The organism is Vibrio sp. D404a (assembly GCF_030248535.1).
Classification (GTDB): Bacteria; Pseudomonadota; Gammaproteobacteria; order Enterobacterales; family Vibrionaceae; genus Vibrio.
In genome coordinates this window covers 21038-46915 of sequence record NZ_JAHGAJ010000046.1, presented here as the reverse complement: position 1 = coordinate 46915, position 25878 = coordinate 21038, and the positions used below count along the sequence as shown (strand labels likewise).

Annotated in this window: 23 protein-coding genes; 9 read left to right on the top strand and 14 right to left on the bottom strand. The window is 44.9% G+C overall.

Features of this window, described 5'->3' with window-relative positions; genetic code table 11:
* Positions 1 to 4: 4 nt before the first annotated feature.
* The gene (gene nrdF / locus KI655_RS22680) at positions 5 to 976 is read left to right on the top strand and encodes a class 1b ribonucleoside-diphosphate reductase subunit beta (protein ID WP_152468561.1); all 972 of its coding nucleotides are present in this window, start codon (positions 5 to 7) and stop codon (positions 974 to 976) included.
* Between the two features lie 61 nt (positions 977 to 1037).
* Here the strand turns inward: nrdF and cydC are convergent, their stop codons facing one another.
* The 5 genes from cydC to KI655_RS22655 all read right to left on the bottom strand — a co-directional run bounded on the left by cydC (position 1038) and on the right by KI655_RS22655 (position 7313).
* Complete coding sequence (cydC, locus tag KI655_RS22675; protein ID WP_285408899.1) at positions 1038 to 2759, bottom strand: cysteine/glutathione ABC transporter ATP-binding protein/permease CydC; 1722 nt, start codon at positions 2757 to 2759, stop codon at positions 1038 to 1040.
* Entirely contained in the window at positions 2752 to 4536 is a 1785-nt protein-coding gene (gene cydD, locus KI655_RS22670) for a cysteine/glutathione ABC transporter permease/ATP-binding protein CydD (RefSeq protein WP_285408897.1), read from the bottom strand. The genes cydC and cydD overlap by 8 nt, the downstream gene beginning before the upstream one ends.
* 154 nt (positions 4537 to 4690) lie before the next feature.
* On the bottom strand, positions 4691 to 5650 hold the full coding sequence (gene trxB / locus KI655_RS22665; RefSeq protein WP_032549248.1) for a thioredoxin-disulfide reductase: 960 nt from the start codon (positions 5648 to 5650) through the stop codon (positions 4691 to 4693).
* Between the two features lie 287 nt (positions 5651 to 5937).
* Complete coding sequence (locus KI655_RS22660) at positions 5938 to 6600, bottom strand: hypothetical protein (RefSeq protein ID WP_285408894.1); 663 nt, start codon at positions 6598 to 6600, stop codon at positions 5938 to 5940.
* A 26-nt stretch (positions 6601 to 6626) separates the two neighbouring features.
* Entirely contained in the window at positions 6627 to 7313 is a 687-nt protein-coding gene (locus KI655_RS22655) for a hypothetical protein (protein WP_285408892.1), read from the bottom strand.
* Between the two features lie 1029 nt (positions 7314 to 8342).
* Between KI655_RS22655 and KI655_RS22650 the strand changes: the two genes are divergently transcribed.
* A complete protein-coding gene (locus KI655_RS22650; RefSeq protein ID WP_285408890.1) occupies positions 8343 to 8999 on the top strand; it encodes a 2OG-Fe dioxygenase family protein in 657 nt (218 codons plus the stop codon).
* On the top strand, positions 8983 to 10218 hold the full coding sequence (locus KI655_RS22645; RefSeq protein ID WP_285408888.1) for a cysteine desulfurase-like protein: 1236 nt from the start codon (positions 8983 to 8985) through the stop codon (positions 10216 to 10218). Before KI655_RS22650 ends, KI655_RS22645 begins: the two co-directional genes overlap by 17 nt.
* 56 nt (positions 10219 to 10274) lie before the next feature.
* Here the strand turns inward: KI655_RS22645 and KI655_RS22640 are convergent, their stop codons facing one another.
* Positions 10275 to 10706 (bottom strand): MarR family winged helix-turn-helix transcriptional regulator, encoded by a 432-nt coding sequence (locus KI655_RS22640; RefSeq protein ID WP_285408886.1) that lies wholly within the window; start codon positions 10704 to 10706, stop codon positions 10275 to 10277.
* Positions 10707 to 10805: 99 nt separating this feature from the next.
* Between KI655_RS22640 and KI655_RS22635 the strand changes: the two genes are divergently transcribed.
* The 3 genes from KI655_RS22635 (at position 10806) to KI655_RS22625 (ending at position 12166) form a co-directional block, all read left to right on the top strand.
* Complete coding sequence (locus KI655_RS22635; RefSeq protein WP_285408884.1) at positions 10806 to 11297, top strand: DUF2798 domain-containing protein; 492 nt, start codon at positions 10806 to 10808, stop codon at positions 11295 to 11297.
* A gap of 62 nt (positions 11298 to 11359) precedes the next feature.
* Complete coding sequence (locus KI655_RS22630; RefSeq protein WP_285408882.1) at positions 11360 to 11665, top strand: DUF3861 domain-containing protein; 306 nt, start codon at positions 11360 to 11362, stop codon at positions 11663 to 11665.
* A gap of 117 nt (positions 11666 to 11782) precedes the next feature.
* Positions 11783 to 12166 carry a nuclear transport factor 2 family protein gene (locus tag KI655_RS22625; protein ID WP_285408880.1) on the top strand — a complete coding sequence of 128 codons (384 nt, stop codon included), beginning with the start codon at positions 11783 to 11785 and terminating at the stop codon, positions 12164 to 12166.
* 63 nt (positions 12167 to 12229) lie between these two features.
* On the opposite strand, the gene KI655_RS22620 is transcribed toward KI655_RS22625, so the two are convergent.
* Complete coding sequence (locus KI655_RS22620; RefSeq protein ID WP_285408878.1) at positions 12230 to 13057, bottom strand: DUF2797 domain-containing protein; 828 nt, start codon at positions 13055 to 13057, stop codon at positions 12230 to 12232.
* Positions 13058 to 13335: 278 nt separating this feature from the next.
* On the opposite strand from KI655_RS22620, the gene KI655_RS22615 reads away from it, so the two are divergent.
* Positions 13336 to 14631: a GGDEF domain-containing protein gene (locus KI655_RS22615; protein ID WP_285408876.1), complete on the top strand. Its 1296-nt coding sequence runs from the start codon at positions 13336 to 13338 to the stop codon at positions 14629 to 14631.
* A 150-nt stretch (positions 14632 to 14781) separates the two neighbouring features.
* On the opposite strand, the gene KI655_RS22610 is transcribed toward KI655_RS22615, so the two are convergent.
* The 3 genes from KI655_RS22610 to KI655_RS22600 form a co-directional block, all read right to left on the bottom strand.
* Positions 14782 to 16152 carry a DASS family sodium-coupled anion symporter gene (locus tag KI655_RS22610; RefSeq protein WP_285408874.1) on the bottom strand — a complete coding sequence of 457 codons (1371 nt, stop codon included), beginning with the start codon at positions 16150 to 16152 and terminating at the stop codon, positions 14782 to 14784.
* Between the two features lie 197 nt (positions 16153 to 16349).
* Positions 16350 to 17078: an ElyC/SanA/YdcF family protein gene (locus tag KI655_RS22605; protein WP_285408872.1), complete on the bottom strand. Its 729-nt coding sequence runs from the start codon at positions 17076 to 17078 to the stop codon at positions 16350 to 16352.
* A gap of 144 nt (positions 17079 to 17222) precedes the next feature.
* A complete protein-coding gene (locus KI655_RS22600; RefSeq protein ID WP_285408870.1) occupies positions 17223 to 18911 on the bottom strand; it encodes an NAD-dependent malic enzyme in 1689 nt (562 codons plus the stop codon).
* 184 nt (positions 18912 to 19095) lie between these two features.
* On the opposite strand from KI655_RS22600, the gene KI655_RS22595 reads away from it, so the two are divergent.
* Both KI655_RS22595 and KI655_RS22590 read left to right on the top strand, forming a co-directional pair.
* Positions 19096 to 21486: a helicase-related protein gene (locus KI655_RS22595; protein ID WP_285408868.1), complete on the top strand. Its 2391-nt coding sequence runs from the start codon at positions 19096 to 19098 to the stop codon at positions 21484 to 21486.
* A gap of 206 nt (positions 21487 to 21692) precedes the next feature.
* Positions 21693 to 22070 (top strand): hypothetical protein, encoded by a 378-nt coding sequence (locus KI655_RS22590; protein WP_032549231.1) that lies wholly within the window; start codon positions 21693 to 21695, stop codon positions 22068 to 22070.
* Positions 22071 to 22204: 134 nt separating this feature from the next.
* On the opposite strand, the gene KI655_RS22585 is transcribed toward KI655_RS22590, so the two are convergent.
* The 4 genes from KI655_RS22585 to KI655_RS22570 all read right to left on the bottom strand — a co-directional run bounded on the left by KI655_RS22585 (position 22205) and on the right by KI655_RS22570 (position 25848).
* On the bottom strand, positions 22205 to 23308 hold the full coding sequence (locus KI655_RS22585) for a phosphoribosylaminoimidazolesuccinocarboxamide synthase (RefSeq protein ID WP_285408866.1): 1104 nt from the start codon (positions 23306 to 23308) through the stop codon (positions 22205 to 22207).
* A 295-nt stretch (positions 23309 to 23603) separates the two neighbouring features.
* On the bottom strand, positions 23604 to 24026 hold the full coding sequence (locus tag KI655_RS22580) for a SulA-like leucine-rich domain-containing protein (protein ID WP_285408864.1): 423 nt from the start codon (positions 24024 to 24026) through the stop codon (positions 23604 to 23606).
* Between the two features lie 430 nt (positions 24027 to 24456).
* Positions 24457 to 24645, bottom strand: coding sequence for a hypothetical protein (locus KI655_RS22575; RefSeq protein WP_285408862.1), 189 nt, complete (start codon positions 24643 to 24645; stop codon positions 24457 to 24459).
* 165 nt (positions 24646 to 24810) lie between these two features.
* Positions 24811 to 25848: a tetratricopeptide repeat protein gene (locus tag KI655_RS22570; RefSeq protein WP_285408861.1), complete on the bottom strand. Its 1038-nt coding sequence runs from the start codon at positions 25846 to 25848 to the stop codon at positions 24811 to 24813.
* Between the last annotated feature and the right edge of the window lie 30 nt (positions 25849 to 25878).

Below are 25878 nucleotides of genomic sequence, written 5' to 3'. Positions count from 1 at the left end.
CTCAATGAAACAGATGGAATCAGGTCCAGTACGAGCAATTAACTGGAACCGTATGATAGATGACAAAGACCTAGAGATTTGGAATCGTCTAACGGTGAATTTTTGGCTTCCAGAAAAGGTGCCATTGTCGAATGATATTCAGACATGGAAGCAGTTGACCGAAGATGAGCAAACATTAACGATTCGAGTGTTTACCGGGCTGACCTTGCTCGACACAATTCAAAACTCTGTGGGAGCTCCGGCTTTGATGGAGGATGCTCGAACGCCACACGAAGAAGCAGTGTTGACCAATATCGCTTTCATGGAAGCAGTGCATGCTCGTAGTTACTCTTCGGTGTTTTCAACCTTGTGTACCACGCCACAAATTGACGAAGCATTTCGATGGGCGGAAGAAAACCCGTTACTCCAGAAGAAGGCTCAGTTGATTCTAGAAGATTACTTATCAACGGGCGACCCGCTTAAGAAAAAGGTAGCGAGCGTATTTCTTGAAAGCTTCATGTTCTACTCAGGTTTCTACTTGCCGATGCATTGGTCGAGCCGAGCGAAACTGACTAATACGGCGGACTTAATCCGTCTTATTATCCGAGACGAAGCCATCCACGGTTATTACATTGGATACAAATTTCAGCTCGCTTTTCAGGAGCTGGATGAAGTTGAGCAGGCGAGAGTAAAGGATGAAGCGTATTCGCTAATGTTCTCTTTGTATGAAATTGAAACGCAATACACAGAGTCGCTTTATGACCAAGTAGGTCTAACAGAGGATGTTAAACACTTCTTACACTACAACGCCAATAAAGCATTGATGAATTTAGGCTTTGAAGCACTCTTCCCCGATGAATTATGTCAGGTCAATCCGGCAATCATGGCAGCACTTTCGCCAAATGCGGATGAAAACCATGACTTCTTCTCAGGTTCTGGTTCCTCCTATGTGATAGGCAAAGCCGTTGCGACCGAAGATGACGATTGGGACTTCTAATACAAAAAAGCCCGAGCATAATTTGCTCGGGCTTGATGTATTCGTCTCTGTGAAATGAGGCTTAAATGGCCTGACGAAGCTGGAAGTAACGGCCTTCATCAGATAGCAGGCTGCTATGAGAGCCTTGCTCTACAATCTCACCTTGCTCAATCAAGACGATTGAATCCATCTTCTCAAGGCCGATTAGACGGTGAGTAATGAAGATAACCGTCTTGCCTTCGAAGTGCTCTTCAAACAGCGCCATGATGCTTTTCTCTGTCTGTTTGTCTAGGCCTTCAGTTGGCTCATCAAGCAGTAGGATAGGGGCGTCATGAAGAATCGCACGTGCAATACCAATACGGCGCTTCTCACCACCAGAAAGCTGACGACCACCGTCACCTAGCCATGCATCAAGTGCGTTGTCATCCAATAATTTCTCTAGGCCAACCTTAGTCAGAATGCTTTGCAGCTCTTCATCGGTGGCTTGTGGCTTAGCAATCAGCAGGTTGTCACGTAGAGAGCCATTTAGGATATCAACACGTTGGCTAACCACACTGATGGACTCACGAAGCTGACTTTCATTCCACTGAGTTAAATCGATGCCCGCAATAGAAATAACACCCTGTTTTGGATCCCAGTAACGAGTCAGCAATTGGATAAGCGTGGATTTACCAGAACCTGTTTGACCAACAATCGCGACCTTGTTGTTCGCTGGAATCGATAGGTCGACTGAGTTCAATACAGAGCGCTCAGAGTCAGGGTAGTGGAAAGAGACAGCATTGAACTGAATATCAAGAGGTTGGTCGATATCAAGTTTGTTCTCGTTAAACTGTACCTCTGGCTCAGATAGGATGACCTCATTCAAGCGACGTGCCGATGTGAGAGTTTGTCCTAAATGCTGGAACGCACCTGCGATAGGCATAAGCAGTTCAAAGCTCGCCATTGTTGCGAACGCCATCAATGCGATCAGTGGATCTGGTGCGTTGCCACCAACACCATCAGCCGCTAGCCAAAGCATCAACACTAAAGTTAAACCGTTGAACAGCATCAATGCTGCCGATGCCATGCCTGTTAGGTTTGCATTGACGAACTGGTTCGCCATCAGCTTTTGTTGCGTGTTTAGAATCGCGTTGCGGTAGCGCTCTTCAGCACCAAACAGTGTTAGTTCGCTGTAGCCTTCAATCCAATCCAGTGTAGTAACACGTAGCTCTGCTTTATTCTGGGTTAGCTCGCCACCGTTGCGTTGACCCAGCTTGTAGAACAATACCGGCCAGATGATCAACATGATCAATAGGATAGAGCCTAAGATTAAGCCTAGAGAGCTATCAAACCACATCAAAAATGCTGTTAGGAAGAAGATACCCAACACACCCACAGTGACCGGGCTTACCAGTCGTAGGTAGACATGGTCCATCGCATCCACATCAGCAACCAAGCGGTTAAGCAGGTCAGCATCACGCAGGTTTGAAATACGACCTGGGATAAGCGGTGCCAGCTTTTTGAAGAAGAAGATACGTAGGTCAGTTAACAGCTTGAAGGTCGCGTTGTGGCTCACTACACGCTCACCCCAACGGCCAGCGGTACGGCTCATTGCAAGACCGCGCACGCCACCACCTGGCAACATGTAGTTAAAGGTTTCACGAGCGATCGTTAGGCCAGCAACCGCAGAAGCAGAAATGAACCAACCAGACAGGGTCAACAAACCGATAGAGGCAGCTAAGGTTAAGAAGGCTAGTAGCATGCCCAAAGACAGCCCAAACCAATGTTTCTTATACAGTTTCAGGTAAGGCAGTAAATCACGCATCTAAATTACCCTCATTATCTTGTTGAGCCAAATTCGCGTTTAGCATCTCTTCAAATAGACCGCCAGACTGAGACAGCTCATTGAAGTTGCCTTGTTCGACGAGCGTACCGTCGCGCAAAACTAGGATGTTGTCTACCGATTGCAGCGGCGCAAGTTGGTGCGTCACGAGTAGGGCAGTGTTGTTTTGGATGCGGTTGTTGATGCATTGCATGACTAGCTTTTCACTGCGCGTATCTAGGCTGGCAGTTGGTTCATCCAGCAACCAGAATTGACCATTTTGAATCATCGCTCGAGCAAGCGCCAAACGTTGCGATTGACCGACAGACAGGCCGCCTGAGCGATCTGAGATCATGTAATCCAGTCCGTGCTCTTGAACAAACTCATCTGCGAAAGATTGCTCTAGGGCTTGTTGAACAGTTTGATCACTGATGTCTTGCTTACCTAGCGTGACATTGTCACGGATTGTGCCGTGCAGTAGCAGTGGGTTTTGACCAACCCAGCTGATCGCTTTACGCCAAGACGCAAGATCAAGCTCCCTTAACTCAACACCATTGATTTTCAAGCTTCCTTCATATGGCATGAAACCAAGAATGGCATTGATCAAACTCGTTTTACCCGCACCACTTGGGCCGACAAGGGCAGTAGATTGCTGAGTATTAAGCGCAAAGCTGATAGGGCCAACTAACTGAACACCCTCTGGGCTCAACACTTTAAGGTCTTGAGCTTCAATGGATATTCCAGCGTCGCTGTTTAGCTGTGTATCACCCGATTTTACTTTATTGATGTCTGTTTCTAGGAACTCAACAATGCTCTCTGCAGCACCTACCGCTTGTTGCTTCGCGTGGTAGAAGGTACCCAGATCGCGCAGAGGTTGGTAAAACTCAGGCGCAAGAATCAAAATAAATAGACCGGCGAACAGAGTCACCCCAGCACCGTAGTGACCGAAGTTCAGCTCACCGATGTAAGTGAAACCGAAGTAAACCGCGGTCATCGCGATAGAAAGCGACGTGAAGAATTCTAGAACCGCAGAAGATAGGAAAGCGATCTTTAAGACATCCATAGTGCGAGTACGGAAGACTTCCGATGCACCGTGCAGCACTTCGGTTTCCGCAGACGTGCGGTCAAACAAGCGAATCGTCGTCATTGATTGTAGACGGTCGTAGAAGTGACCAGACAGTCGTTGCAGCGCCTTAAAGTTCTTGCGGTTGGCATCGGCTGCCTTCATACCCACCAACGCCATAAAGATTGGAACCAGCGGCGCAGTGATAAGGAAGATAAGACCGGCTGCCCAGTTCACTGGGAAAACCACCACCAAGATAACAAACGGAATCATCACCGAAAGAGACATCTGAGGCAGGTAACGCGAGAAGAAGTCTTGCATGTCTTCGACTTGCTCTAGAAGCAGCGTTGCCCATGTTCCTGCTGGTTTGCCCTTGATGTAGGCTGGGCCAAGCTCTCGAAGCTTATCTATAATCAGCTGACGGATATAAACACGAACTTGCTCACCACAACGGTAACCGGCGATCTCTCGCCCCCAAGTACAACCAGCTCGACCAACCACCGACAGAGCCAGACCAACAAAATGGCCGACTAGCTCAGATTTATCGACATGTTCGATAATCAGTTGATGAAGAATAGAGGCGAGAAGGGCAGCTTGAGCCACCAAGAACACGCTTGAAAGTACGCCAAGGCCAATAGCAATCATGAGCCAGCGCTTTGCGAGGCCGCTTTGTTGCTTAAGCCATTTATTCAAGCTGCGTTGTTTTTTCTTATCCATTATGAAGGCTTAATGATAATTATTATTCGGTTGAGGGCGGCTAGTATACAAAAGAAAACCCCGTGGATATACCACGGGGTTCTAGGGAATTATAACAAAGTGTATTTAAACTCAGTATTTAGCGTGCCAAGAGGCAAAACTGGAAACTGAGGTTTTACTTATCGGTCAGTCCGTCTAGGAAACGTTCCGCATCAAGTGCCGCCATACAACCTGTACCTGCTGATGTGATCGCTTGACGGTAGTTGTGGTCCATTACGTCGCCCGCAGCAAATACACCTTCGATACTGGTTTGCGTTGCGTTACCTTCTAGGCCAGATTGTACGATGATGTAATCGTCCTTCATTTCTAGTTGGCCTTTGAAGATGCCCGTATTTGGCTGGTGGCCGATAGCGATAAACGCGCCCATTACATCGATATCTTCTGTCTTATCAGACTGAGTATCTTTAATGCGAACGCCTGTAACGCCCATATCGTCACCAAGAACTTCGTCTAGCGTGCGGTCTGTGTGAAGTACGATGTTACCGTTCTCAACTTTGTCCATTAAACGCTTAACCAAGATCTTCTCAGCGCGGAATGTGTCACGACGGTGAATTAGGTGAACTTCAGACGCGATGTTTGAAAGGTAAAGTGCTTCTTCAACGGCTGTGTTACCGCCACCAACTACGGCAACTTTCTGGTTGCGGTAGAAGAAACCATCACATGTAGCACACGCTGATACACCACGGCCTTTGAATGCTTCTTCAGATTCAAGACCTAGGTACTTCGCTGAAGCACCCGTCGAGATGATCAATGCATCACAGGTGTACTCACCTGAATCACCTTTGAGTGTGAAAGGACGCTTCGATAGATCAACTTCGTTAATGTGGTCGAATAGGATTTCAGTTTCAAATCGCTCGGCGTGCTCTTTCATACGCTCCATAAGACCCGGACCTGTTAGGCCTTCTGCATCGCCAGGCCAGTTTTCAACTTCAGTGGTTGTTGTTAATTGACCACCTTGCTGCATACCGGTAACAAGAACTGGGTTTAGGTTAGCACGAGCTGCGTAAACAGCAGCAGTGTAGCCGGCAGGGCCAGAACCAAGAATCAATAAATTACAATGCTTTACGTCGCTCATGAGGACTCCGAGGTTGAATTCGTTTTTATTTATAATCGCTGATGATTGTATGGAAAATATGAGGGCAATTAAAGTTTTAACAAGGGCGCAAATGTAATTAATCGTTATAGGTTAGAACTTAACCGAGACAAACGTTCTCGTGGCTGAGAGAACAGCGGTCGGTGTGCTAGGCGGGCTGACATTATGTGAGCCAAACCAAGGCTTGTTACAGTGCTTCAAAAACGATTGGGGAGTCCGCATGTTTGAGTGCTCAGAAAACTAGAAAGAGTATTTTACGTTTGTTATGCCTAAATCTCACTCAACTCGTTACGCATTTGTTTTAAGAGTAAATCAGTTTTTTCCTGAATACATTTTCCTAACCTATTAGCTTCTACTTGATACTCTTTGGCTTTATCGTTTTCTTCGTTGATAACTATACTAATAAACCCTTTCATGAACGTATTAGCGTGTTCCATGGCTTCAGTTGTAAGTTGTTCTATTGATTCAAAGGTCACAAGCATTTCATCTGTTGCTATCAACTTTAGACGGTTTGATTCAAATTTTAATTTCAGTAGGTCCGCTTGCCCCTCGCGCATGAAAGCTGCAATCTGTAGAGTGAACCAAGCAACAACTTCTCTTTGGTCGTCCTCATTATTTGATGCAATGGCAGTCATGTACCTTTTTAAGTATTCATCAAATATTGGCTGCATTCGTTCTGGTAATTCAACCTTTGCCTTTCTTCCGAAAGCATCTAACTCAGTAACATAATTACTATACTCTCTCGCTTTGAGGTCAAACACTTTTAGCCGTCTATCTGCCTGATACCTCAAGTCTTGTTCTACTTTCTTAAGATTTTTGTCATGAGTTTGTTTATTGAAGTACATGAATACGCCCCAAAGCGCATTCACAACTCCGAAAAGCCATGCAAAATACTCTGGATTCTCTTGGATGACGTTATAGATTGATTCCATAATTCCTCTTTAGGTATGGCGCAGCGTTACGCCGCTTTTTTGATTACTTTAGCCAAAGTTTCACAGGAAAACCCTACTATAAAACCTAATAAAATAGCTTCAGATAATTGGTAAAACGCTATAGCTCTTTGAAGATTTAAGTCAAGCTCTTCACTTTGGGAAAAAGCAATATGTAATACTAAATGACAGGAAAAAAAGGATACGAGTATTGCAATCGCTAAAAAGATTTCTTGCAATATGAACATGGTTTTCTGATAAATTTTTATACATGAAGACCACTCTCTTTTTCTTTGAATCGACCAAACTAAGAATAAAATAGCACCAAAAAAAACTGAGCAGCTCAGTATTACGGGATGCCTAAAAACAGAATAAAAATATGATAAAAGTACTATGAGCAACAGGCTAATCACAGATAATAGAGTTTCCGACTTCAGTTGCAGTTCACTGACGCTGTCATATTTATGTTTATTTATACGATAGATTAAAGATTTTAAGTACCGGTGAAATAGATCTGAGATTATACGAGTGGAGGGATACGCCAAAATTGACGAAATAGACAAAAAAAACACCAACTTCATAACGTATTCAAAGTCAGAACCGGTAAGTAGACTAATGCCAAGTATACTTGACATCAAACTTGAATAAATAACAGTTAGACCAACAAAAACACAAAGTAACACGCATTGCATTTGAAATGTAAACTTCTTGTCCATTCGTCCTAATCCTGTACTGTGAATTACAGCTTACTAAAAATATTAGATGTCAACGATACGTTTTTTTATCAAAAATAACAGCAACTTAATCGGTAAAGGTTACTGTCCCTCCCAAAATATAAAATTCTTATGTAAAGCATAAATTGATGTGCCAATCGGTGACTCAGGTATGCATAATTAGTTGAGGGTTAATAGAAAAACACTTCTATAGTAGATACATGAATATATTTTTGTATGGCTCTATGCCTTTAGTACAGAGAGGTATAGCCAATTAGTAAATTTGGTCACAGAGTAGGATTTGAAAAAGTGAGTCAGATTAAGCTTTGTTGGAGTACGTGTTGAATCAGTCGCAATAAGGAAAGAGGCACAAACGTGTTTAGAAGTAACCCCCGGCGTTCGTGAACCCATTCTACTCGTCTTGAAATTGCGCTTATTGTTGTGGTCAGAATTCAAAAATGCTTGAGATTGAGAAAGCGAACAATCCCCAAAGCAAGTAAATGTGACCTTGGGGTGGCCGAGTTCCCCCCGAACTCGACCTGTTCCAGACGCGCAAGCAAAGGCGTTTGGATACTTTACAGTTGATAAATTAACCAATGTGCTATCACTGTGTAAATGGTTAATAGCTGTTGCTTCATTAGGTGTGTCGCATTTCAGTCTGTAACCGTTTTTGTTGGCAATCATTATCATGTTTGTCTATTTCTGCTCATCCAAATTCCTCATCCATTCCCTTCAAAACACAACGCTGCGCAGAAAATTAGAGAATAGCGTGCCAAATTAAACATTGCCTTTTTAATTAAAAATAGTGAATAAAACTAGCCAGTGAAGTGTGCTGAATTTTAAAGGTGCCCAACTTTTGAACTGGTTTTAATCACTGGTTTTCGAATTCAAGTTGGAATTAAGTTTTAAATTTATCTCTACAGCAGAATAAATGGTTGTTTAAAGTTGATTTAACCAGATCTTCACGTATCATTTATGTAAACAAAAGGTTAAATAAAATAAGTAAAGTGGACATTCATTAAGGAGTCGATGATGTTACATGCTCACGAAAACACCCTACATATAACGCATCTCAGCAACCATGCGGTTGAAGAGCTGTCACCTTCATTTGAAAAGCTACCAAGTACTGAACACGCGGATGGTAAGTTCCGATTGAGAAGATACTCAGTGATTCGTTTTTGCGGTGGTCAGGTTGTGGAGCAGGACAAGCACAATTTTGTTCAATCAGAAGACATCAATCACTTTCAAGGCGATGTGGTACGTCAATTTGAACCAGTAGAAGCGAATACTCTCCAAAGCGAAGGTATGCAGGAGATGTGTGAGCTGTTCATTGAGACAAACGGCTTAGCAGACGGACAAGAGATCGAGATTCACCAAATTCGTATCTCAGCAATCTACGACGAGACGCAAGTTGCTCCAGAAGGCGTGCACCAAGATGGTTTTGATCATATTGCCTTGATTGGTATGAATCGCCATAACATTGTCGGCGGTGAGATCATGCTTTACCAAGACTTTCATGAAGCGCCATTCTTCAGAAAAGTGCTGGAAGATGGTGAAGTTGCAATGCTTGCAGACAGCAAACTTTGGCACAACGCCCAGCCAATCCGAACGATTGACCACGGCGAAGTGGGTCATATGGATGTATTTGTACTGACAGCAAAGGATGAGCGCAATGTCCTTCACTCTTAATGATGTTCGCCAGCAGTTTAGCGCGTTAAGCCAATATCATAATGGCAAGCCTGTTACTTTTTTTGATGGGCCCGGTGGTTCGCAAGTCCCTGAAAATGTCCTTGCCTCAATGACTGAGTATCTTGGCCATTTTAATTCAAATCTAGGTGGACACTACTTTTCGAGCCAGAAAACGACAGGGCTAATGCAGCAGGCGAGAGAGTCAGTTCAAGCATTACTGAATGCAGAGTCTTCTGGCAACATCGTGTTTGGCGCCAATATGACCTCGCTGACTTTCCAATTAAGCCGAGCAATTAGCCGAGATTGGAATGAGGGCGATGAAATCATTGTCACAGCACTCGATCACTACTCAAATGTATCAAGCTGGCAGCAAGCAGCAGAAGACAAAGGCGTTGTTGTTCATCAAGTTCGAGTAGATGAAGCAGACTGCAGCCTAGACATGGCACATTTCGAATCTCTATTGAGTGATAAGACTCGATTGGTCGCGGTGACATTTGCATCAAACACGACAGGTTCGATTGTTGATGTAGAGAAAGTTGTAGAGCTAGCACACAGTAAAGGTGCGCAGGTTTACGTTGATGCGGTTCACTATGCACCTCATCACTTGATTGACGTACAGAAGCTTAACTGTGACTTTTTGGCTTGTTCTGCCTACAAGTTTTTTGGCCCTCACGTTGGTATTGCTTATGTTGCTCCGCAGTGGCTTCACACATTAAAGCCTTACAAGGTTGAGCCTGCGACGAATATTGGCCCGGGACGTTTTGAAACGGGTACTCAGAGCTTTGAAGGTTTGGCTGGTGTGATTGCGGCGGTTGACTACCTTGCGCAGTGCGGCGATCCGGCTGAGGGATTAAGAACGCGTTTGGAGCAGAGCTATCAGTTATACAACCGACATGAAAGCCAACTGAGCGAGTATTTCTTGCAGAGATTAAACGAGCTGAGTGGTGTTCGCCTTTACGGTAGAACAACCCATGACTCGAACTTGCGTACGCCGACGTTTGCCATCACGTTCGATGACCACTCAACAGAGTCGATAGCTAAAGCGCTAGGCGAGCACAATATCTGTGTTTGGAATGGCCACTTTTACGCACTTGGCTTAGTGAAGCAGCTAGGTATTGAAGAGACAGGCGTGGTTCGCATCGGCTGTATGCACTACAACTCAACTGAAGAGATCGACTTACTGTTCAATGTGTTGGAAGGCATTCTTCGCAAAGACTAATCCCGAATCACAATCAAACGAAAAGAGCGCACTCAAAATAGTGCGCTCTTTGTTTTTTATCCTTTCGAATTGAGATTTTGAGCCATCGCTTTAGCTACTCGCTCAAAGGTTGCGAGCTCATCACTATCAATGCCTATCTTCATCTTCTCAAACATCTCGCTATCAACCTCACTTAGCTGATCGACAATGGCTTTACCGCGCTCGGTGATAGCCAAACATTGACTGCGCTTGTCTTCGGGGTTGGGTTCTTTAACGATCAATTCTTGTTTAATTAGGGCACTGAGAAGGCGAGTCACTTGCGCCTTATCTCGGTCCAAAAAGTTCGCGATATCAACAGCAGTACACTGCGGCTTCTTGGTGATGATCTTTAATACACGCACGTGCATAGGTGCAATATCGAGATCCAACGCCTCTATCTTTTCATGCACATTTCTTTTTACGGCATGTACCAATTTAAACAGGCTATCCAGTGATTTACCTTCAGACATAAAAACGCCTTAGTCAAACTAGTTGACATTATCAATCAAATTAAACTATGGTTGACATTATCAACTTAATTCAAAGCTAATTCAAGACTGGAGAAGAGAATGACTGTACAAGCTGTGATGAATGAATCAGTAATCGAGCCACAGAAAACGCCGCTTATCCAAAAAGTCTTGGTTATGTTGGGCATGGTTAGCCTGATGGGTGGCACGATCACCGGAACAATGACGTACCTTAACCTAGGTTTTACGGAGACTTTCTTTGCCGATTGGGCAACTAACTTTTTTACAGCGCTGTTTACCGTGATTCCGTTAGGTTTCACCATGATGGCGTTGTTAACGAAAGGTGCACAGAAGCTGCTGCCGAATATGGCCGCTAAAGCGAGAGATGCACTTGTTGGCATCATTATGGCGTTAGTGATGGAGTCAGGGATGGCGTTAACCAGCGCCTATCACAGTGTTGGTTTAGACAACCGCGCTGATTTTGTAGATGCATGGATGAGTGGCGTACTTGGGGCACTTCCTGTTGCACTGGTACTGATGATTACCGTGTCGATGACGATTAAGCCAAAGGTAGAGAAGTTCCTAAAGAGCTAATCAACATCATCGTGATTTCTAACTTTATTAACGACCAACTTAAATGCATTAGAGGCCAAAAAATGATTCCTACAATTCGCAAAGACAAACAGTACCGTATCACTATTGAAGAAGTCGGTACTGAACAAGCAAGAACCCTAGAGTTTGATTATCAAGATCGCGAAGACCTGTTCAACGTCGTTGATAACTTGAAGAAGGGCAGTGGCCTAGAACCAGAAACCGCGACGAAAGTGGCCGTGGCTCTGCGTTTATTGGGACCTGTGATGATGAAAGACCGCAAACATCCTCTGTTTGTTGATTTCATGCCTCACTTTAAGAATTTCATGCAAAACCTGAAAAGCACGGTTAAACAAGCCGTGAAGGGATAATTATTTTGCTTGTTTGAAGGTGAGTCTGCTCTCAGAGTCTATAGTAAGAAGCATTAGGCACAGTCTTAATAGTTCAGATGAGATTTAAACAGACTTACCTCGTTCAGGGAGCGATTTATGAGCCAATACCTTCAAACGAATAAACAAAATGCAATCAACTTCTATGAGATGGCGTATCGAGGAAAGCCTCGTGAAGCAGTAGATCTCTATGTTGGCGATGAATACATCCAACATAACCCGCTGGTGGGGGATGGACCACAGCCCTTCATCGATTACTTTGAGCGCATGCAGTTAGAGTACCCAGATAAAGATATCACCTTTGTTCGTGCGGTGGCAGAAGGTAATTTGGTTGCGCTGCATACTCATCAAACATGGCCGGATAATGTCGAGTATGTGACGATGGACTTCTTCCGTTTTGATGACAACGGCAAGATTGTTGAACATTGGGATGCGCTTCAGGAGATCCCGGAAGGGACGGCGAATGGCAACACCATGTATTAGTGACCTGAAAACAGAAAACGCCCAGTGATTGTTGTCACTGGGCGTTTATTTTTATTTGGAATATTACTCAGCAGACACTTCTACTTCGTAAGAGCCAAATTTACGAATGTTGATAACGCCTGTATCAAGAATCAGATATTGGCCTTTAATGCCTTGCAGTACGCCAGTCACCTCAGGATTCTTATCGAAGTTGTGAGAAGTGATTTTCACGGGGTGCTGTTCAACTGGATAGCTCAGTGGTGTGATGTTCTCGCTTAGGATCTCAATCGCATCATCACCATATTTTGCTTTGATCTCTTGGATTTTATCTTCCACAAGAGGCAGTAACTCTTTCGCGCGTTCAACCAATTCGATGTCATCGCCATCGCCTTTAAGCAGCGTACGCCAGTTGGTTTTATCTGCGATGTGCTTCGCTAGCTCAACTTCAATCAGACCTGAGATCTGACGGGTTTTCACTTTCAAGATTGGTAGGCCTTGAGTCGCACCTTGGTCAATCCAACGAGTTGGGATCTGAGTATGACGCGTAATACCTACCTTCAGGCTTGATGTATTCGACAGATACACGAAGTGATCAACCATGCAGTTCTCTTCACCCCATTGCGGCTCACGACAGGTTCCTTCATCGTAGTGACAAGTCTCTGGCTTCATGATGCACATGTCGCAGCTTGCTAGCTTCTTCATACAAACAAAGCAGTGGCCTTGAGAGTAACTCTTCTTGGTTTTCTTACCGCAAGAGCAGCAAAAGATATTGCCTGTGTGAGTGAGGTTAATGGTTTTGCCAATCAGAGGGTTCAGTTCTACGAACTCTTCGCCGACGGGCAGACGATACGTAACCGTACCATCAAGAGAAGCACTCATTTTTTTGAGTGTTCCTTTCGCTAATAAAGACATGACATTACTCGTGCATTTTTGATTATATTTTGCGATCTAGCCGTAGCCATTGCCGCATTGATTATCCAGTCAGTATACCAAATAGAGGTGGGCTAGGTACGTAATATTGATGATTGATAAGGCGTTCGAACTTTTATTAAGCAGACTCTAAATTAGAGTATGACATTTTGAAAACCCATGTTATAACGTCGAAAGTTGAGAAATGCCTAACTGGCATGGTTCTCAGAGTGTGGTTTGTCTAGAGCGCCTTAGTGCGTCAGAAATTGGAAACAAAAGCAGTGAAGTGGATACATAAGGTCGTCATATTCTTGATTGTGGCGACTTTGGCGATTGTTCAGTTATATCAAGTCAGCGGTAACCGCGTTGTCACGGCCATAACGCCGGACAAGTTTGAATTTATCGCGACCAGCGACCGTGTCGATAATGGCATTAGCACCTCCATTTTGAGTGTTAAAGACGACCAATACGTGCTGGATTGTGAACTCATTAAGTCTGACTACCCTTGGCCTTATTGTGGGCTGTCTATCAAAGTGAATCCTGATCCAAGTGTTGGGGTTGATTTATCTCAGTATCACACCTTCCAAGTCAATATCGACTATCACACCAGTGAAGCATCGAGTGGTCGACTCAGAACATACCTTCGCAATTACAACCCAGCGTATTCGACGCCTGATGATGAATATTCCTATAAATACAATGGGATGGAATTTCAACCTGGTGTTGATGGCGGCGTGATTGAAATCCCAATCGCGAACCTTCAAGTGATGACGTGGTGGTTAGCAGACAACGACATTGCCATGGAGCACTCAGCGCCAGAGTTTTCGAACGTTAACTTAGTCGAGTTCGCAACCGGATCGGGTGCTAAGTTAGGTAGGCACCAGATCGTTATCAAGAGCATCGAATTTGAAGGCTCTTATATCAGTGCAGAAAGTCTGTTTCTTATCTTGCTGTTTATCTGGGTGGGCACTGGCATCATTTTCTTGCTCTCGGAACTGCACAGCTCTCGCAAGCGAATGGTGATTGCAGAAAAACGCCACGCCCATTTAAAAAACGTCAATAAATCGCTGCGTGAGCAGAACTTTGAATTCTCAGAGTTGGCCAATCGCGATGAGCTCACTGGAACCCTCAATCGCCACGCGGTTCGTGACTGGCTTAAAGTTCAATCTCAAGATGTGAAGCAGGGGCATGGTCTGTTCAGCATGCTCTATTTTGATATCGACCATTTCAAAATGGTGAATGATGAGTATGGTCACCAGATGGGGGATCATATCCTGCGTGAGTTCTCTATGGTGGTGGGTAGCTTAATCAGCCCGTCGGATAAACTGGTACGCTGGGGTGGGGAAGAGTTCATTGTATTTTGCCCTGAAACTCCCCTTAGTGAAGCGCAAATCAAGGCTGAGAAAATTCGTACTATCGTTGCTCAGCACCTGTGGATTCATGGTGACCCATTAACTTGTAGTATTGGCGTTGCTCAAATGAAGCAAGAGCGAGTCACTGAAACTATCGCCAGAGCGGATGAGGCGTTATATCAAGCTAAGCATTCTGGGCGTAACCAAGTGGTGGTAAGTCAGTAAGAAAAAAAAAGGTGGCGCATTTGGCCACCGAAGGGAAAAGTATGCCTGTGTATTGTTGTTAGTAGGTGCCAGGCCATGATTACACTCTTGATTGTTTAAACGGGTTGCTAGGGGGAATCGCAACCCGCTGTGTGGAGCAATGAGTGTTGATTACCAGAAAATCCAAGCGAACAGTGTCAGTGCCATAATACATACGATGTTTAGCACCATACCGATACGCATCATCTCGTTCTGCTTGATGTGACCAGAGCCAAATACGATAGCGTTTGGTGGTGTCGCAACAGGCAGCATGAAGGCACATGATGCCGCTACCGCGATAAGTGCAGACAAGATAACCGGAGACATGCCCAGAGCTTCGGCAATGGTTGCGAATACAGGAACCAGTAGCGCAGCACTTGCGGTATTACTTGCAAACTCAGTTAGGAATACCACGAAAGCAACCACAGCTAGAATCGTCAGTAGCACGCCAGCCTGCTCTAGGAAACCGCTTAGTGAGTGAGCTAGGAAAACACTGGTGCCAGTCGCTTTCAGAATGTTACTTAGACAGATACCGCCACCGAATAGAATCAATACGCCCCAGTCTGTTGTTTTCTCAACGTCTTTCCACTCTACAGCGCGAGATGCACCAAGTAGGACGATAGCGCCAATCGCAACCAAGCTATCGAACTTCGAGAAGCCACCGATCATTGCGTTGATTGGTTTGCCGAAAATCCACAGAGTTACTGTTAGCAAGAAGATCGACAGTGTGATTTTTTTGCTGTTGGTCCATTCAACCGGCTTATGGTCTAGCTCGAAGGTATGGTTCAGCTTAGGCTTAGTCATCGCATATAAGATAACCATCGCAATTGGTAGAAGAATAAGAGAGATAGGAAGACCTAGCGCCATCCATTCTGTAAAGCTCAGGCCAACTTCTGCTGCTGCGATTGCGTTCGGTGGGCTACCTACTAGCGTTGCGATACCACCAATTGAAGCACAGTAAGCGATACCAAGTAGAACGAATACATAAGTATTGCGGTCTTCACGTTGGTCGACTTTGTTCATCACACCCAAAACCAGAGGCAGCATCATAGCTGTGGTTGCGGTGTTAGAGATCCACATTGATAGACCAGCACTCACACCGAATAGCATGAATATCGCCACCGACATCTTACCTTTAGCAATCAAAAGCACCTTATCGGCGATCGCCTTGTCGAGCTCCTGCTTGTTCAATGCTGCCGCTAATGCAAATCCACCTAGGAAAAGAAAGATAATTGGGTTGGAGAAGTTTGCAAGTGCAGCCGAAGTGTTAAAGACACCAAACACAACCGCGAGCAACGGTACCAGTAATGCAGTGATACTGACGTGAATCGCCTCTGTTAGCCAAAGTACAGCCACAAAGATCAAAATACTTAGACCTGTGTTGACCTGCGATTCGAAGGGAAGGGTATTTATCAGAGTAGCAAACAACAAAAAATTCCCGATAAGAATCATGCTGTTGCGTGTGAACAACCAGTGTTTCAGTGTAGTAACAAGTGCCGTCATAGGGCGCTCCTTTTGTTTCACCTCAGTTATTAGCTGCGCCTATTTTTTTTATGGCGCTTATTGTATTTGAGGTGTTTGACTTGATGTAGGGTCAGACTTTGTTGACAGAATGTTACTCAAGTTAATAAAGGAGTGTTGGTGTGTTTTAGGCTTGGTATAGCAAAGTGTGAGGCGACAAATCCAAAATGTGTAGTTTTCTACACATCGGTTTCAGGATTAGTTGTTTCAGGGGTTGCGCTTGGTTGAATAGGCTCTTTCGGGCCCAAGAATTTCGGCGCTGTTCCTATGATGTAAAGGTCGAGAAATGCTTTGGTTCGTGCAAAAACTTCACGCAGTCGAATGGTAAAACCAGAGTGGTTGGTTGGGCCGGAAACCGCTAAACACTGCGCGTGAATATCATAGGAGCTTGCAATGAACAGCGCGCGCTCACAGTGAAACTTCTGCGTGATGATCAGAAAGTTATCGGTATCGAAAATCTTTTTAGCGCGCACGATGGAATCAAGTGTGCGAAAACCCGCGTAATCAAGGTTGATGCGGTTTTCTGGAACGCCTGCCTTAAGAAGATCGCGCTTCATGGTCCAAGGTTCGTTGTAAGAGCGGTGCGCGTTGTCACCACTTAATAAGAATTGGTTAATCGTGCCTTGGTTGTATAAGTCGATGGCAGCATCAATGCGGTGCTTGTAGTATTCGTTGAGGGTTCGACCCAGATACTTACTTGTTCCCAGAACGACGGCGACCTCACGCTGTGGCACATCCTCAATCTGAGTAATGATACGACCTTTCGCCTGCCAAGATACCCAGTAATCGATACCAATAACGGCTGCCGCCCCAATCAAAACGATGATAAACAGAGAGAATAGGGTGGTTTGTATCTTTTTGCTCGCCTTCTTAGAAAGTGCAATCAAATTTGAAGAACTGAATTTCACTCGAGGTAGGGTCCTTGCGCCTGAGCATCATTAACGAATAGTCGATAGTAACAAAAATATCTTATAAAAATGAACGATTAACTGATGTCAAAATGAAAAAAGCCCCTGCAAGGCAGAGGCTTTAGAGACAATCTTAAATCTCGCTTAGAAAGCAGTACGCTTATAGCGACGGTAAACCGGTTGCCAGAAGTGCTGGTCAATCGCTTGTTGTAGTGCTTCTTCAGTGATCTCTAGAGCAACACCTTGCTCGATCGCTTTCTTACCAACGGCAAAGGCAATCTTCTTCGATACGGTGTGAATCTCTTCCAATGGTGGAAGCAGAGCACCCGAACCGTTGATCGCCAGTGGAGAACAAGTCGCTAGTGCACGACTTGATTCCATCAGCATTTCATCAGTGATGCGAGAAGCGTTAACCGCTAGAACACCAAGGCCAATACCTGGGAAGATGTAGCTGTTGTTACACTGTGCGATTGGGTAAGTTGTGCCTTTATGGATCACTGGCTCAAACGGGCTACCTGTTGCGACAAGTGCTTGACCTTCTGTCCAACGGATGATGTCGTTTGGCGTTGCTTCAACACGGCTTGTTGGGTTAGACAGTGGGAACACGATAGGGCGTTCACAGTGCTGGTGCATCTCTTGGATAACTTCTTTGCTGAATAGACCCGGCGCACCAGAAACACCAACCAGTACCGTTGGCTTCGCGTTGCGAACAACGTCTAGAAGAGAGAAGCCTGTACCGTCGCTTTCCCAGCTTGCAGTGTTCTTGTTGGTTTGAACAAGACGCTGTTGGAAGTCCAGTAGGTTTTGCATGCCTTCTTGCAGTAGGCCCCAACGGTCTACCATGTAAACTTGAGAGCGAGCTTGCTCATCGCTGATACCCTCAGACACCATCTGCGCGATGATCGCTTCTGCGATACCACAACCTGCAGAACCTGCACCAAGGAAAGTAACGCGTTGATCTGACAGTTTGCTACCCGCTGCTTTACATGCCGCCAGTAGTGAACCAACAGTTACCGCTGCTGTACCTTGAATGTCATCGTTGAAACAACAGATACGGTTTTTGTAGCGCTCAAGTAGTGGCATTGCGTTCTTCTGAGCGAAATCCTCAAACTGAACAAGTGCATCTGGCCAGCGACGTTGAACCGCTTGAATAAACTCTTCCACAAATGCGTCGTAATCTGCACCTGTGATACGAGGGTGACGCCAACCCATGTACATTGGATCAGCTAGACGTTGTGGGTTGTTTGTACCGACATCAAGAACGATAGGTAGCATGTAAGCCGGGCTGATGCCGCCACACGCTGTGTATAGAGAAAGCTTACCAATTGGAATACCCATACCACCGATACCTTGGTCTCCCAAACCAAGAATACGCTCACCGTCCGTTACCACGATTACTTTTACGTTGTGGTTGGTCGCATTGTTCAGTAGGTCATCGATACGATCACGGTTCGGGTAAGAGATAAACAGACCACGACCACGACGGTAGATGTTAGAGAAGTTTTCACATGCTGCACCTACAGTTGGTGTGTAGATGATTGGCATCATTTCAGAGATGTGGTTTTGAACTAAACGATAGAAGAGGGTTTCGTTTGTGTCTTGGATGTTGCGCAGGTAAATGTGCTTATCCATGTCGTTTTCGAAGTTGCAGTACTGCTTGTAAGCACGCTCAACTTGCTCTTGAATCGTTTCTGTATTTTCAGGCAAAAGGCCTTCTAAGTTAAAAGAAGAACGCTCTTCGGCGGTGAATGCACTGCCTTTATTTAGAAGAGGGGTACTTAGTAGCGCAGGGCCTGAATATGGGATGTACAGAGGACGTTTGTCGTTGTTCATTGGAAGCCTAATATGGGAGAAAGAAAAACGGAAAAATGATAACGGTTTAGTTATTCAATTGTAAACTGTTTATCCCTTATATAACCAAACAAAATGACGATCTCACTGCTTTGCCACACTTCTCGAATATCGAGTCGAGATTTAGGTATACTTAGCTCACATTTTTTATCTATTGACGTCTTTTATGTCTCTACTCCCCATCGATTCTCATGAGCATGCACTTCATGAACTGCTCCCTTCACACCACCTTGTTGTCGAGGCCGAAACTGGTTCAGGTAAATCGACACGGCTACCGATTTGGGCAGCCCAGCATGGTCGAGTTTTAGTGATTGAACCAAGGCGTATTGCCTGTACATCGTTGGCGGAATTTTTGGCCGCTTCTTCAGGAAAACCTCTAGGTGAAGAGATAGGTTATGCGATCAAGCTTGAAGCCAAATACAACGAATCAACCCAAGTTGTGTTTGTGACGCCGGGTGTCGCACTGCGTTGGCTGGTGGAAGATGGGTTAAAAGCGTTCGATGTGATTGTGGTGGATGAGTTCCATGAGCGTCGTTGGGACATCGACTTGCTGGTTGCGATTCTAAAACAGCGTAATCAGCACCGATTGATTGTTACATCCGCGACCATCGAAGGTGCAAAGCTGGCTCATTACCTAGAGGCTAAACGCATAAGCTGTGAAGGGCGGAATTTTCGTGTCTCGATTGAGCATCGAGCGCTCGATTCTCGCCATCTGCCAGACAGTCGTAATCTAGAGAGGCGCATCGTTGACGAAGTGAAGCAGCAGCTCAGTCAGTGTGCGGGTGATATTCTTGTGTTTCTGCCCGGTAAGAAAGAGATCATACAAACGGCTCAGGCCCTTAACATTATTGATGACATTCAAGTCTGCCCGTTGTATGCCTCTGTATCTGACGCTGAGCGCAGTCGTGCTCTGTCAGATGTTCATCTCGACACGCCAGACCGACAAACAAAAGTGATATTAGCGACCAACGTTGCAGAGACCTCGTTAACCATTCCTAATATAGCGGTGGTGATTGATTCTGGTTTGGAGCGCCGCACCGTTCAACGCAATGGCAGAACGACTCTGACACTAAAAGCGATTTCTCGTGCCAGCGCTAAGCAGCGCGCAGGTCGATCTGGTCGTGTAATGGACGGTACGTGTATTCGTCTGTTTGGTGAGCATGCCGCTCTTGAACTTGTGACGCCACCAGAGCTGCAGCGTGAAGAGTTAACTGAGCCAATGTTAGCGGCGGCTTGCTGCAACGCGAGCTTGGAAATACTGCCATTTCTCGATGACATTCCAGAAAAGTCATTGCATAAAGCCAAGCAAACACTGCTTTTGATGGAAGCTATCGACGCTGAAGGCGCAGTGACTGAACATGGTCAGCGCATGTATCCGTTGCCGATTGACGCACTGCATGCCGATATCGTGACGCGCATTAAAACTAAAGCGCTCAAAGAGGCGATGATCGATCTTACTGCAGCGCTTTCTGTACCCGCTCGTTTGTTTCAACTGCCGAACAACCCAGAACATCTCGATGCCTTGTTTAAAGAGGAAAAAGAGGGCTGCGATGTTGCATTGCTGATTGGTGTGGTTAGAGGCCGTTCTTACCCACACTTAAAAATAGATGAGCAAGCCTTGTTGGAGGCGCGAGGTTTGGCTGAGCAGATGCGCGAGCTGTTTGAGCTGCCTCAGTTAGAAGTCGCTTCTCGTTATAATCGAGCTGATTTGTTAAAAGAGATCATTCGATTGCACCCAGAGTTAGCATTTGTTCGCCGAACCAAGCGTCGTGAGGCATTCGCCAATGGTGAGCTTGAAGTCATGCTGGGCAGGGAAAATCGAGTGCCAGACAACAGTGAAGCGATGCTGGTATTGGATATCTATAGCTTACCCGGAAGAGGGGTAAAGCAGACACTCAACTTAGCAACAACTGTCGCACCTATCTCCCTTCAATGGCTGGTGGAGCAAGAGCTAGGGGAGTGGGTTCAAGGTGAAACCGTTGTCGAGGAGCAAGCAGACAAGACCGAGCAGGTGTATACCTCGATGTCGTTGATCTATGCAGGGCGCGTAATTGAAACCAAACTGATCGAGGCGCAAGGTCAACTCTCACTTAAACCCGTCATCGACATGGTGGTAAGCGAGCAGTACTTGCAAGGGTTCGCGAAACAGAGAACTCAAGAGATCAAGCATTGGCAGTTGTATGTGCGAATGGGACTGAGTGAAAGTCATGAGTACTCACAACAAATCGAAGCGCTTAACTTTGTTGATTGGTTTGCTGCCCAGTTAGAAGAGTTGGGTGTAAGCCAAGTAGATGAGTTAGAGGTGTTCGACGCGGAAGACATTCCGTTTGATGGTATTCCGTATTGGGAATATGAAGAATTTGCAGAAAAATACCCATTCCATTTATTATTGGCCGATCTCCAACTCGATGTTGAATACCTTCCTCAAAGAAAGCTTGTGTATGTCCATTACTCGAGCGGTGGACGTAAAACACCACCTAAGCGTTGGGAACTGCCAGTTTGGTCTGGTTGGCGTATTCAGTACAAGAAAGCGAGTCGTGTGTTGGATGTGAAATAATTGGAATTACTTCAATTTGTAAAATATTAATCAAATAGGCGCATATATGAGTTTTCAGTTCGTCTTTTGTTACAAAATTGATTTTTATATGCCTTTTTAACCAATCAAAAGGTCATAAAAGACCATTCTTCTATATCCTATTGCTATATAGAAAAAGTTGGTGGATATTAAGAGTATATTGTGTTGCCAATGTGTCGGGGGACATCATGGATAAACAAAAAGAGACCTGTGTAGAATTTGATTACACAAACTTTCTTGGCGCGTCATGCGATAAAAAATGGACTTTTCTAGAAGCACTCACCACATTTGCCCCTGTGTTCGGTACAGTTTGGAAAGATAGCATTAAAGATCTATCGACTCCGGAAGATCGTTTATGGGAAAAGGCACTCAAATCGCTCTCTACGCGAAAGAGTGACGAATCGAATATCGTGGTATTACTTAAGTTGGCAAAGTTGGAAGGTATCAATGAACTGAAAGTTGTGATGCCATATTCGTTGGAAGATGAACAGATCGAGTACATCGAATCACGAAGCCACCTAGTGATCACCGGAAGTTCGGCTGAGGAGTTCACGATAAAGTTATAGACGGTGAGGCGTTATTCCGGCGCCAAGCCTGATAACAATAAAGGGCCGCTTATCTACTTCATTAACTCAGTTACTTGAGTAATAAAGTGATAAGCGGCCCTTTAAGTAACAGACCTTATTGATAGAAAGGAGTGTTAGTCGATTAGGTTGTACTCAGCGCGTAGGATGTCGACGATCTCTTGTTTTGGATTCTCGCTCAGTTCAATCTTGCTACCTGTGATCTTTTCAGCAATATCAAGGTAGGTGCGAGACAGAGACATTAGCGCATCAAGCGGCAGTTCGTTATCGCGAGCCAATGCTTCACGTTCAGGCATACGCTCTTTGTTAAGTAGAATATCGGCATCTGGGAAGTGGTTTAACAAGAACTGGCGGAAGCCTTCTTTCGAGTTCTCGACGATGTTGCCTTTGTCGTACTCTTGAGTATCCCAAATACGTGATGAATCTGGCGTGCCGACTTCATCCATGTAGATGAGTTTTTCGTTGCCTTGAGCGTCGTTTACGTAGCCGAACTCAAATTTAGTATCAACGAAGGTTTGATCAACCTTGCTCAACGCTTCGCTAATCACGCCAAAGCCTTCTTTCAGCAGTTTCTCGTAATGAGCAATGTCGCTCTCTTTAGTGAAGTTGAACGCTGCAAAGTTTTGCTCAATGTTTTCACGAGTGATGTTCACGTCATCTGCTTCAGGAACACCCGGAATACCTTTTAGAATCCCTTTGGTTGATGGCGTGATCAGCAGCTCTGGAAGCTTTTTGTCTTTTTCTAGACCTTCCGGCATCTCAATACCACAGAACTCGCGCTCGCCATTGGCATAGGCACGCCACATGGAGCCAGTAATGTACTGACGACAAATCGCTTCAATCATCACAGGGCGAGCCTTTTGGACAATCCAAACGAATGGGTGAGGGATGTCTAGGATGTGGCTGTCAGCCAGCCCGTTATCTTTGAATAGTTTGAACCAGTGGTTAGAGATAGCATTAAGAGCAGCGCCTTTACCTGGAACACCTTTCAAGCCACCTTCGCCATGCCAAATACAGTCAAAAGCAGAGATACGGTCACTGATAACCATGATTGCTAACGGCGCGTCGGGTGCGACATCGTAGCCTTTCTCTTTGATTAGTCTTTGACTATCTTCTTCGGTTAACCAGTAAACTGAGCGTACCTTGCCACTGTGGACAGGTTTATCAGTACGGATTGGTAGATCATCATTTACGGCTAGAACTTGATCAGCGAGGCTCATTTAGACATTCCTATCTTTTATCAAACGTCATACAGAGAAGTGCGTAACACACTCGATTAGGTGGGCATTATACCCAATCTAAATTCTGCTTCCAGAGAAAAAGCAAACGTTTGCCTATTTCTTTGGGATTCCGTTTTTCTTTCCGCCTAGCGAGCTCTTTATAACAAATAAAAACCCCGCTCAATGCTGCGCTAGATTTAGGCAGAAAAGAGCGGGGTAGGCAGTGTTCGATTAGTGGATGTGCTTGTTAGTGAACATTCTCTTTAATGAACATGTTCTTTAATGAACAAGCTCTTTAGTGAATATAGTTACTTGCGCTGTTATCGATAAAAAAGACTTCGCATTGGTGATGATTAGCAAGAGCACGTAAATACTGCTGACCAAAAGAGTCAATCTGATTGCTCGCGACAATCGCACTGGCATTGCGTGAACGAATCGCTTTCTCTACGGTTTCCATCTCGTTCATTTGGCGAGAAGGTTTCATGTGAATGATGCGCTCACAACAAATATTGTACTGAGAGAGCTCTTTCGCAGATGGACGCGGGGTTTGCGCTGTAAACAGCAGCCACTGTTCTTGGTTGGACAGCAAAGCCATACGTGTAAGCAACGTCGCCTGGTGATTGGTTTGATTAGAGCTGTGCGGCAGACGCGATGCTGCAGAAAATGCGCATTGAACTAGCGGGCTAGAGTGTTGTGCTTTTGCGTGAGCTTGAATCATTTTGCTGTCCTTATATACATGCTGTATGTGTATACAGTAGTTTTGATGATGCATAAGATCAAGCATTTTTTTGAGGGAATAATAACCAAAAAATCGCTACTTCATTCTAAATTAGATCTAAGTTATTGTTTGTAATCGCTTTATTAAATTAGTTTGAAAAGTAATAAATTCTCACAAACAAGAAAATTTGAGAGCTAAACCACTGTTCATATACAGCTGTATACAGTGGTTTTAGGAAAGTACTGTATAGAAACAGTGTCAAAGGGATACATCTATAAGTGGAAGAAAGAAGAAAGAAGAAAGAAGAAAGAAGAAAAAGGAAGATTTGCAGCTTACTGGAGGGAGCGTGATGAACGTAGCGAGTATAGTTTTCTAGAGCGATCAAAAAAGCGCCTCAATTGGCGCTTTTTTTACTTCCGTGTTGCGGTGACTATCTTCTTGTCGCCTCGGAGAGTTTTGCTCTCATTTCCATTTCGCCGATGTTGAACTGGCGAACATCCATGGTGGCAATATCATTGCACTTTTCACATGAATAATGGGACTTACCATCTAGGTAGTCGTGCTTTTTTACTAGGCTTGGCTTTTTACACCAATCGCATACGCCTTCTTTTGTGAACATATCCTCTCCTCACCTGTATCGTCAGGTGTATTTTCGGCGCCGATTATGACACAACTAGGACTAAAAAGTTAATTGTTTGTTACCTGTTTTTGAGAGGGAGATCGTTTGCTAACTCAATAAATTCGGGTTTCCGTGTTCTAGGTCGTACCTACCTCATTTCAAATTTTACGATTTAGTAACATTTTGTAAGATTGTTTTCAGTGCAGCATTCAGTCGCTTCATCTCTTCATCACTGCCTTGACCATCTGGGTGATAAATTTTAGAGAGCTGTTTATAGCGTATTTTGATCTTTTTTTGCTCAGGGATACTTGAGGTTTTGTATCCAAAAACGGCGCAAGCTAATTGAAGGTTGTTATTACTCTTGCTGCTTTGCCTCTTTTTGAGCTCCTTGTAGAGCGTCGCGATCTGGTGTTTTTGTTGTGAGAGCTGGATATCTTTGAGTTTGATCTGTTCACGATGGACGTCATCTAGGCTGGTTTTTCGATTGCCCTTCCGCAGCTTTATAACTAGAAAACCCGTTAACCCAAGTAACAGTGTAATGATGCTTGCTAGGCTCAGGGTGAGGGTCTGTGATGATTGATTTTGTTGGTTGACGTATGTCGAGGGCGGCGTCATTGGTGCTGTAGACACAGGTGTCGTGTTAACAGGCTGAGAATCGTCTGAACCGCCATATTGCTCATCAAGCGCTTTAAACGACGACACTTGTTCAGAGCGGCGCTTATTAAACTGTGCTTGCAAGACGCGCTCATAGGCTTGTTGAGCTTGCGTCAGTTCAGAGCTAGCAAGGCGATACCATATCTCTGCTTGATCCAAAGCGTCGAATGAATCGGATGCCGACTCATACAATTTCCCCAAACTGTAGGCTGCTTGATGATTGCCCGTGATGGCTAACTGGGTATACCACTGTGCGGCTGCATTGATGTCTTTTTTGGTGCCTTGTCCGATGGCAAGCATATCGGCAGTCTGTAACTGCGCTTGCGGGTGGCCTTCTTCAGCCGCTTGAGAAAACCAGTAGAATGCTTCCTCATCATTTTTAACAGCGTCTTCGGTCAAATAAACTTGGGCTAGACGATATTCGTCTGCTGGATCACCTTGGCTCGCTTTCTGTTGAAGCTGAGTGAGTTCTTGCGGCGTTGTATTGGCAAAAGAAAGGGGGCTAATCAAAGTGAAGAAAAGGGGGATTAAAGTGAGCTTTGGTATCATAGGTCCATCTTTCTTGTTCTGTCTCTATAA

Coding starts and splice junctions, on each gene's coding strand:
- KI655_RS22590 (WP_032549231.1), top strand. CDS start 21,693: ATGGATAAACAAAAAGAGACCTGTGTAGAATTTGATTACACAAACTTT.
- KI655_RS22620 (WP_285408878.1), bottom strand. CDS start 13,057: ATGTCTTTATTAGCGAAAGGAACACTCAAAAAAATGAGTGCTTCTCTT.
- cydD (WP_285408897.1), bottom strand. CDS start 4,536: ATGGATAAGAAAAAACAACGCAGCTTGAATAAATGGCTTAAGCAACAA.
- KI655_RS22630 (WP_285408882.1), top strand. CDS start 11,360: ATGATTCCTACAATTCGCAAAGACAAACAGTACCGTATCACTATTGAA.
- KI655_RS22570 (WP_285408861.1), bottom strand. CDS start 25,848: ATGATACCAAAGCTCACTTTAATCCCCCTTTTCTTCACTTTGATTAGC.
- KI655_RS22625 (WP_285408880.1), top strand. CDS start 11,783: ATGAGCCAATACCTTCAAACGAATAAACAAAATGCAATCAACTTCTAT.
- KI655_RS22600 (WP_285408870.1), bottom strand. CDS start 18,911: ATGAACAACGACAAACGTCCTCTGTACATCCCATATTCAGGCCCTGCG.
- KI655_RS22575 (WP_285408862.1), bottom strand. CDS start 24,645: ATGTTCACAAAAGAAGGCGTATGCGATTGGTGTAAAAAGCCAAGCCTA.
- KI655_RS22640 (WP_285408886.1), bottom strand. CDS start 10,706: ATGTCTGAAGGTAAATCACTGGATAGCCTGTTTAAATTGGTACATGCC.
- trxB (WP_032549248.1), bottom strand. CDS start 5,650: ATGAGCGACGTAAAGCATTGTAATTTATTGATTCTTGGTTCTGGCCCT.
- nrdF (WP_152468561.1), top strand. CDS start 5: ATGAAACAGATGGAATCAGGTCCAGTACGAGCAATTAACTGGAACCGT.
- KI655_RS22655 (WP_285408892.1), bottom strand. CDS start 7,313: ATGGACAAGAAGTTTACATTTCAAATGCAATGCGTGTTACTTTGTGTT.
- KI655_RS22660 (WP_285408894.1), bottom strand. CDS start 6,600: ATGGAATCAATCTATAACGTCATCCAAGAGAATCCAGAGTATTTTGCA.
- KI655_RS22585 (WP_285408866.1), bottom strand. CDS start 23,308: ATGAGCCTCGCTGATCAAGTTCTAGCCGTAAATGATGATCTACCAATC.
- KI655_RS22650 (WP_285408890.1), top strand. CDS start 8,343: ATGTTACATGCTCACGAAAACACCCTACATATAACGCATCTCAGCAAC.
- KI655_RS22635 (WP_285408884.1), top strand. CDS start 10,806: ATGACTGTACAAGCTGTGATGAATGAATCAGTAATCGAGCCACAGAAA.
- KI655_RS22595 (WP_285408868.1), top strand. CDS start 19,096: ATGTCTCTACTCCCCATCGATTCTCATGAGCATGCACTTCATGAACTG.
- KI655_RS22645 (WP_285408888.1), top strand. CDS start 8,983: ATGTCCTTCACTCTTAATGATGTTCGCCAGCAGTTTAGCGCGTTAAGC.
- cydC (WP_285408899.1), bottom strand. CDS start 2,759: ATGCGTGATTTACTGCCTTACCTGAAACTGTATAAGAAACATTGGTTT.
- KI655_RS22580 (WP_285408864.1), bottom strand. CDS start 24,026: ATGATTCAAGCTCACGCAAAAGCACAACACTCTAGCCCGCTAGTTCAA.
- KI655_RS22610 (WP_285408874.1), bottom strand. CDS start 16,152: ATGACGGCACTTGTTACTACACTGAAACACTGGTTGTTCACACGCAAC.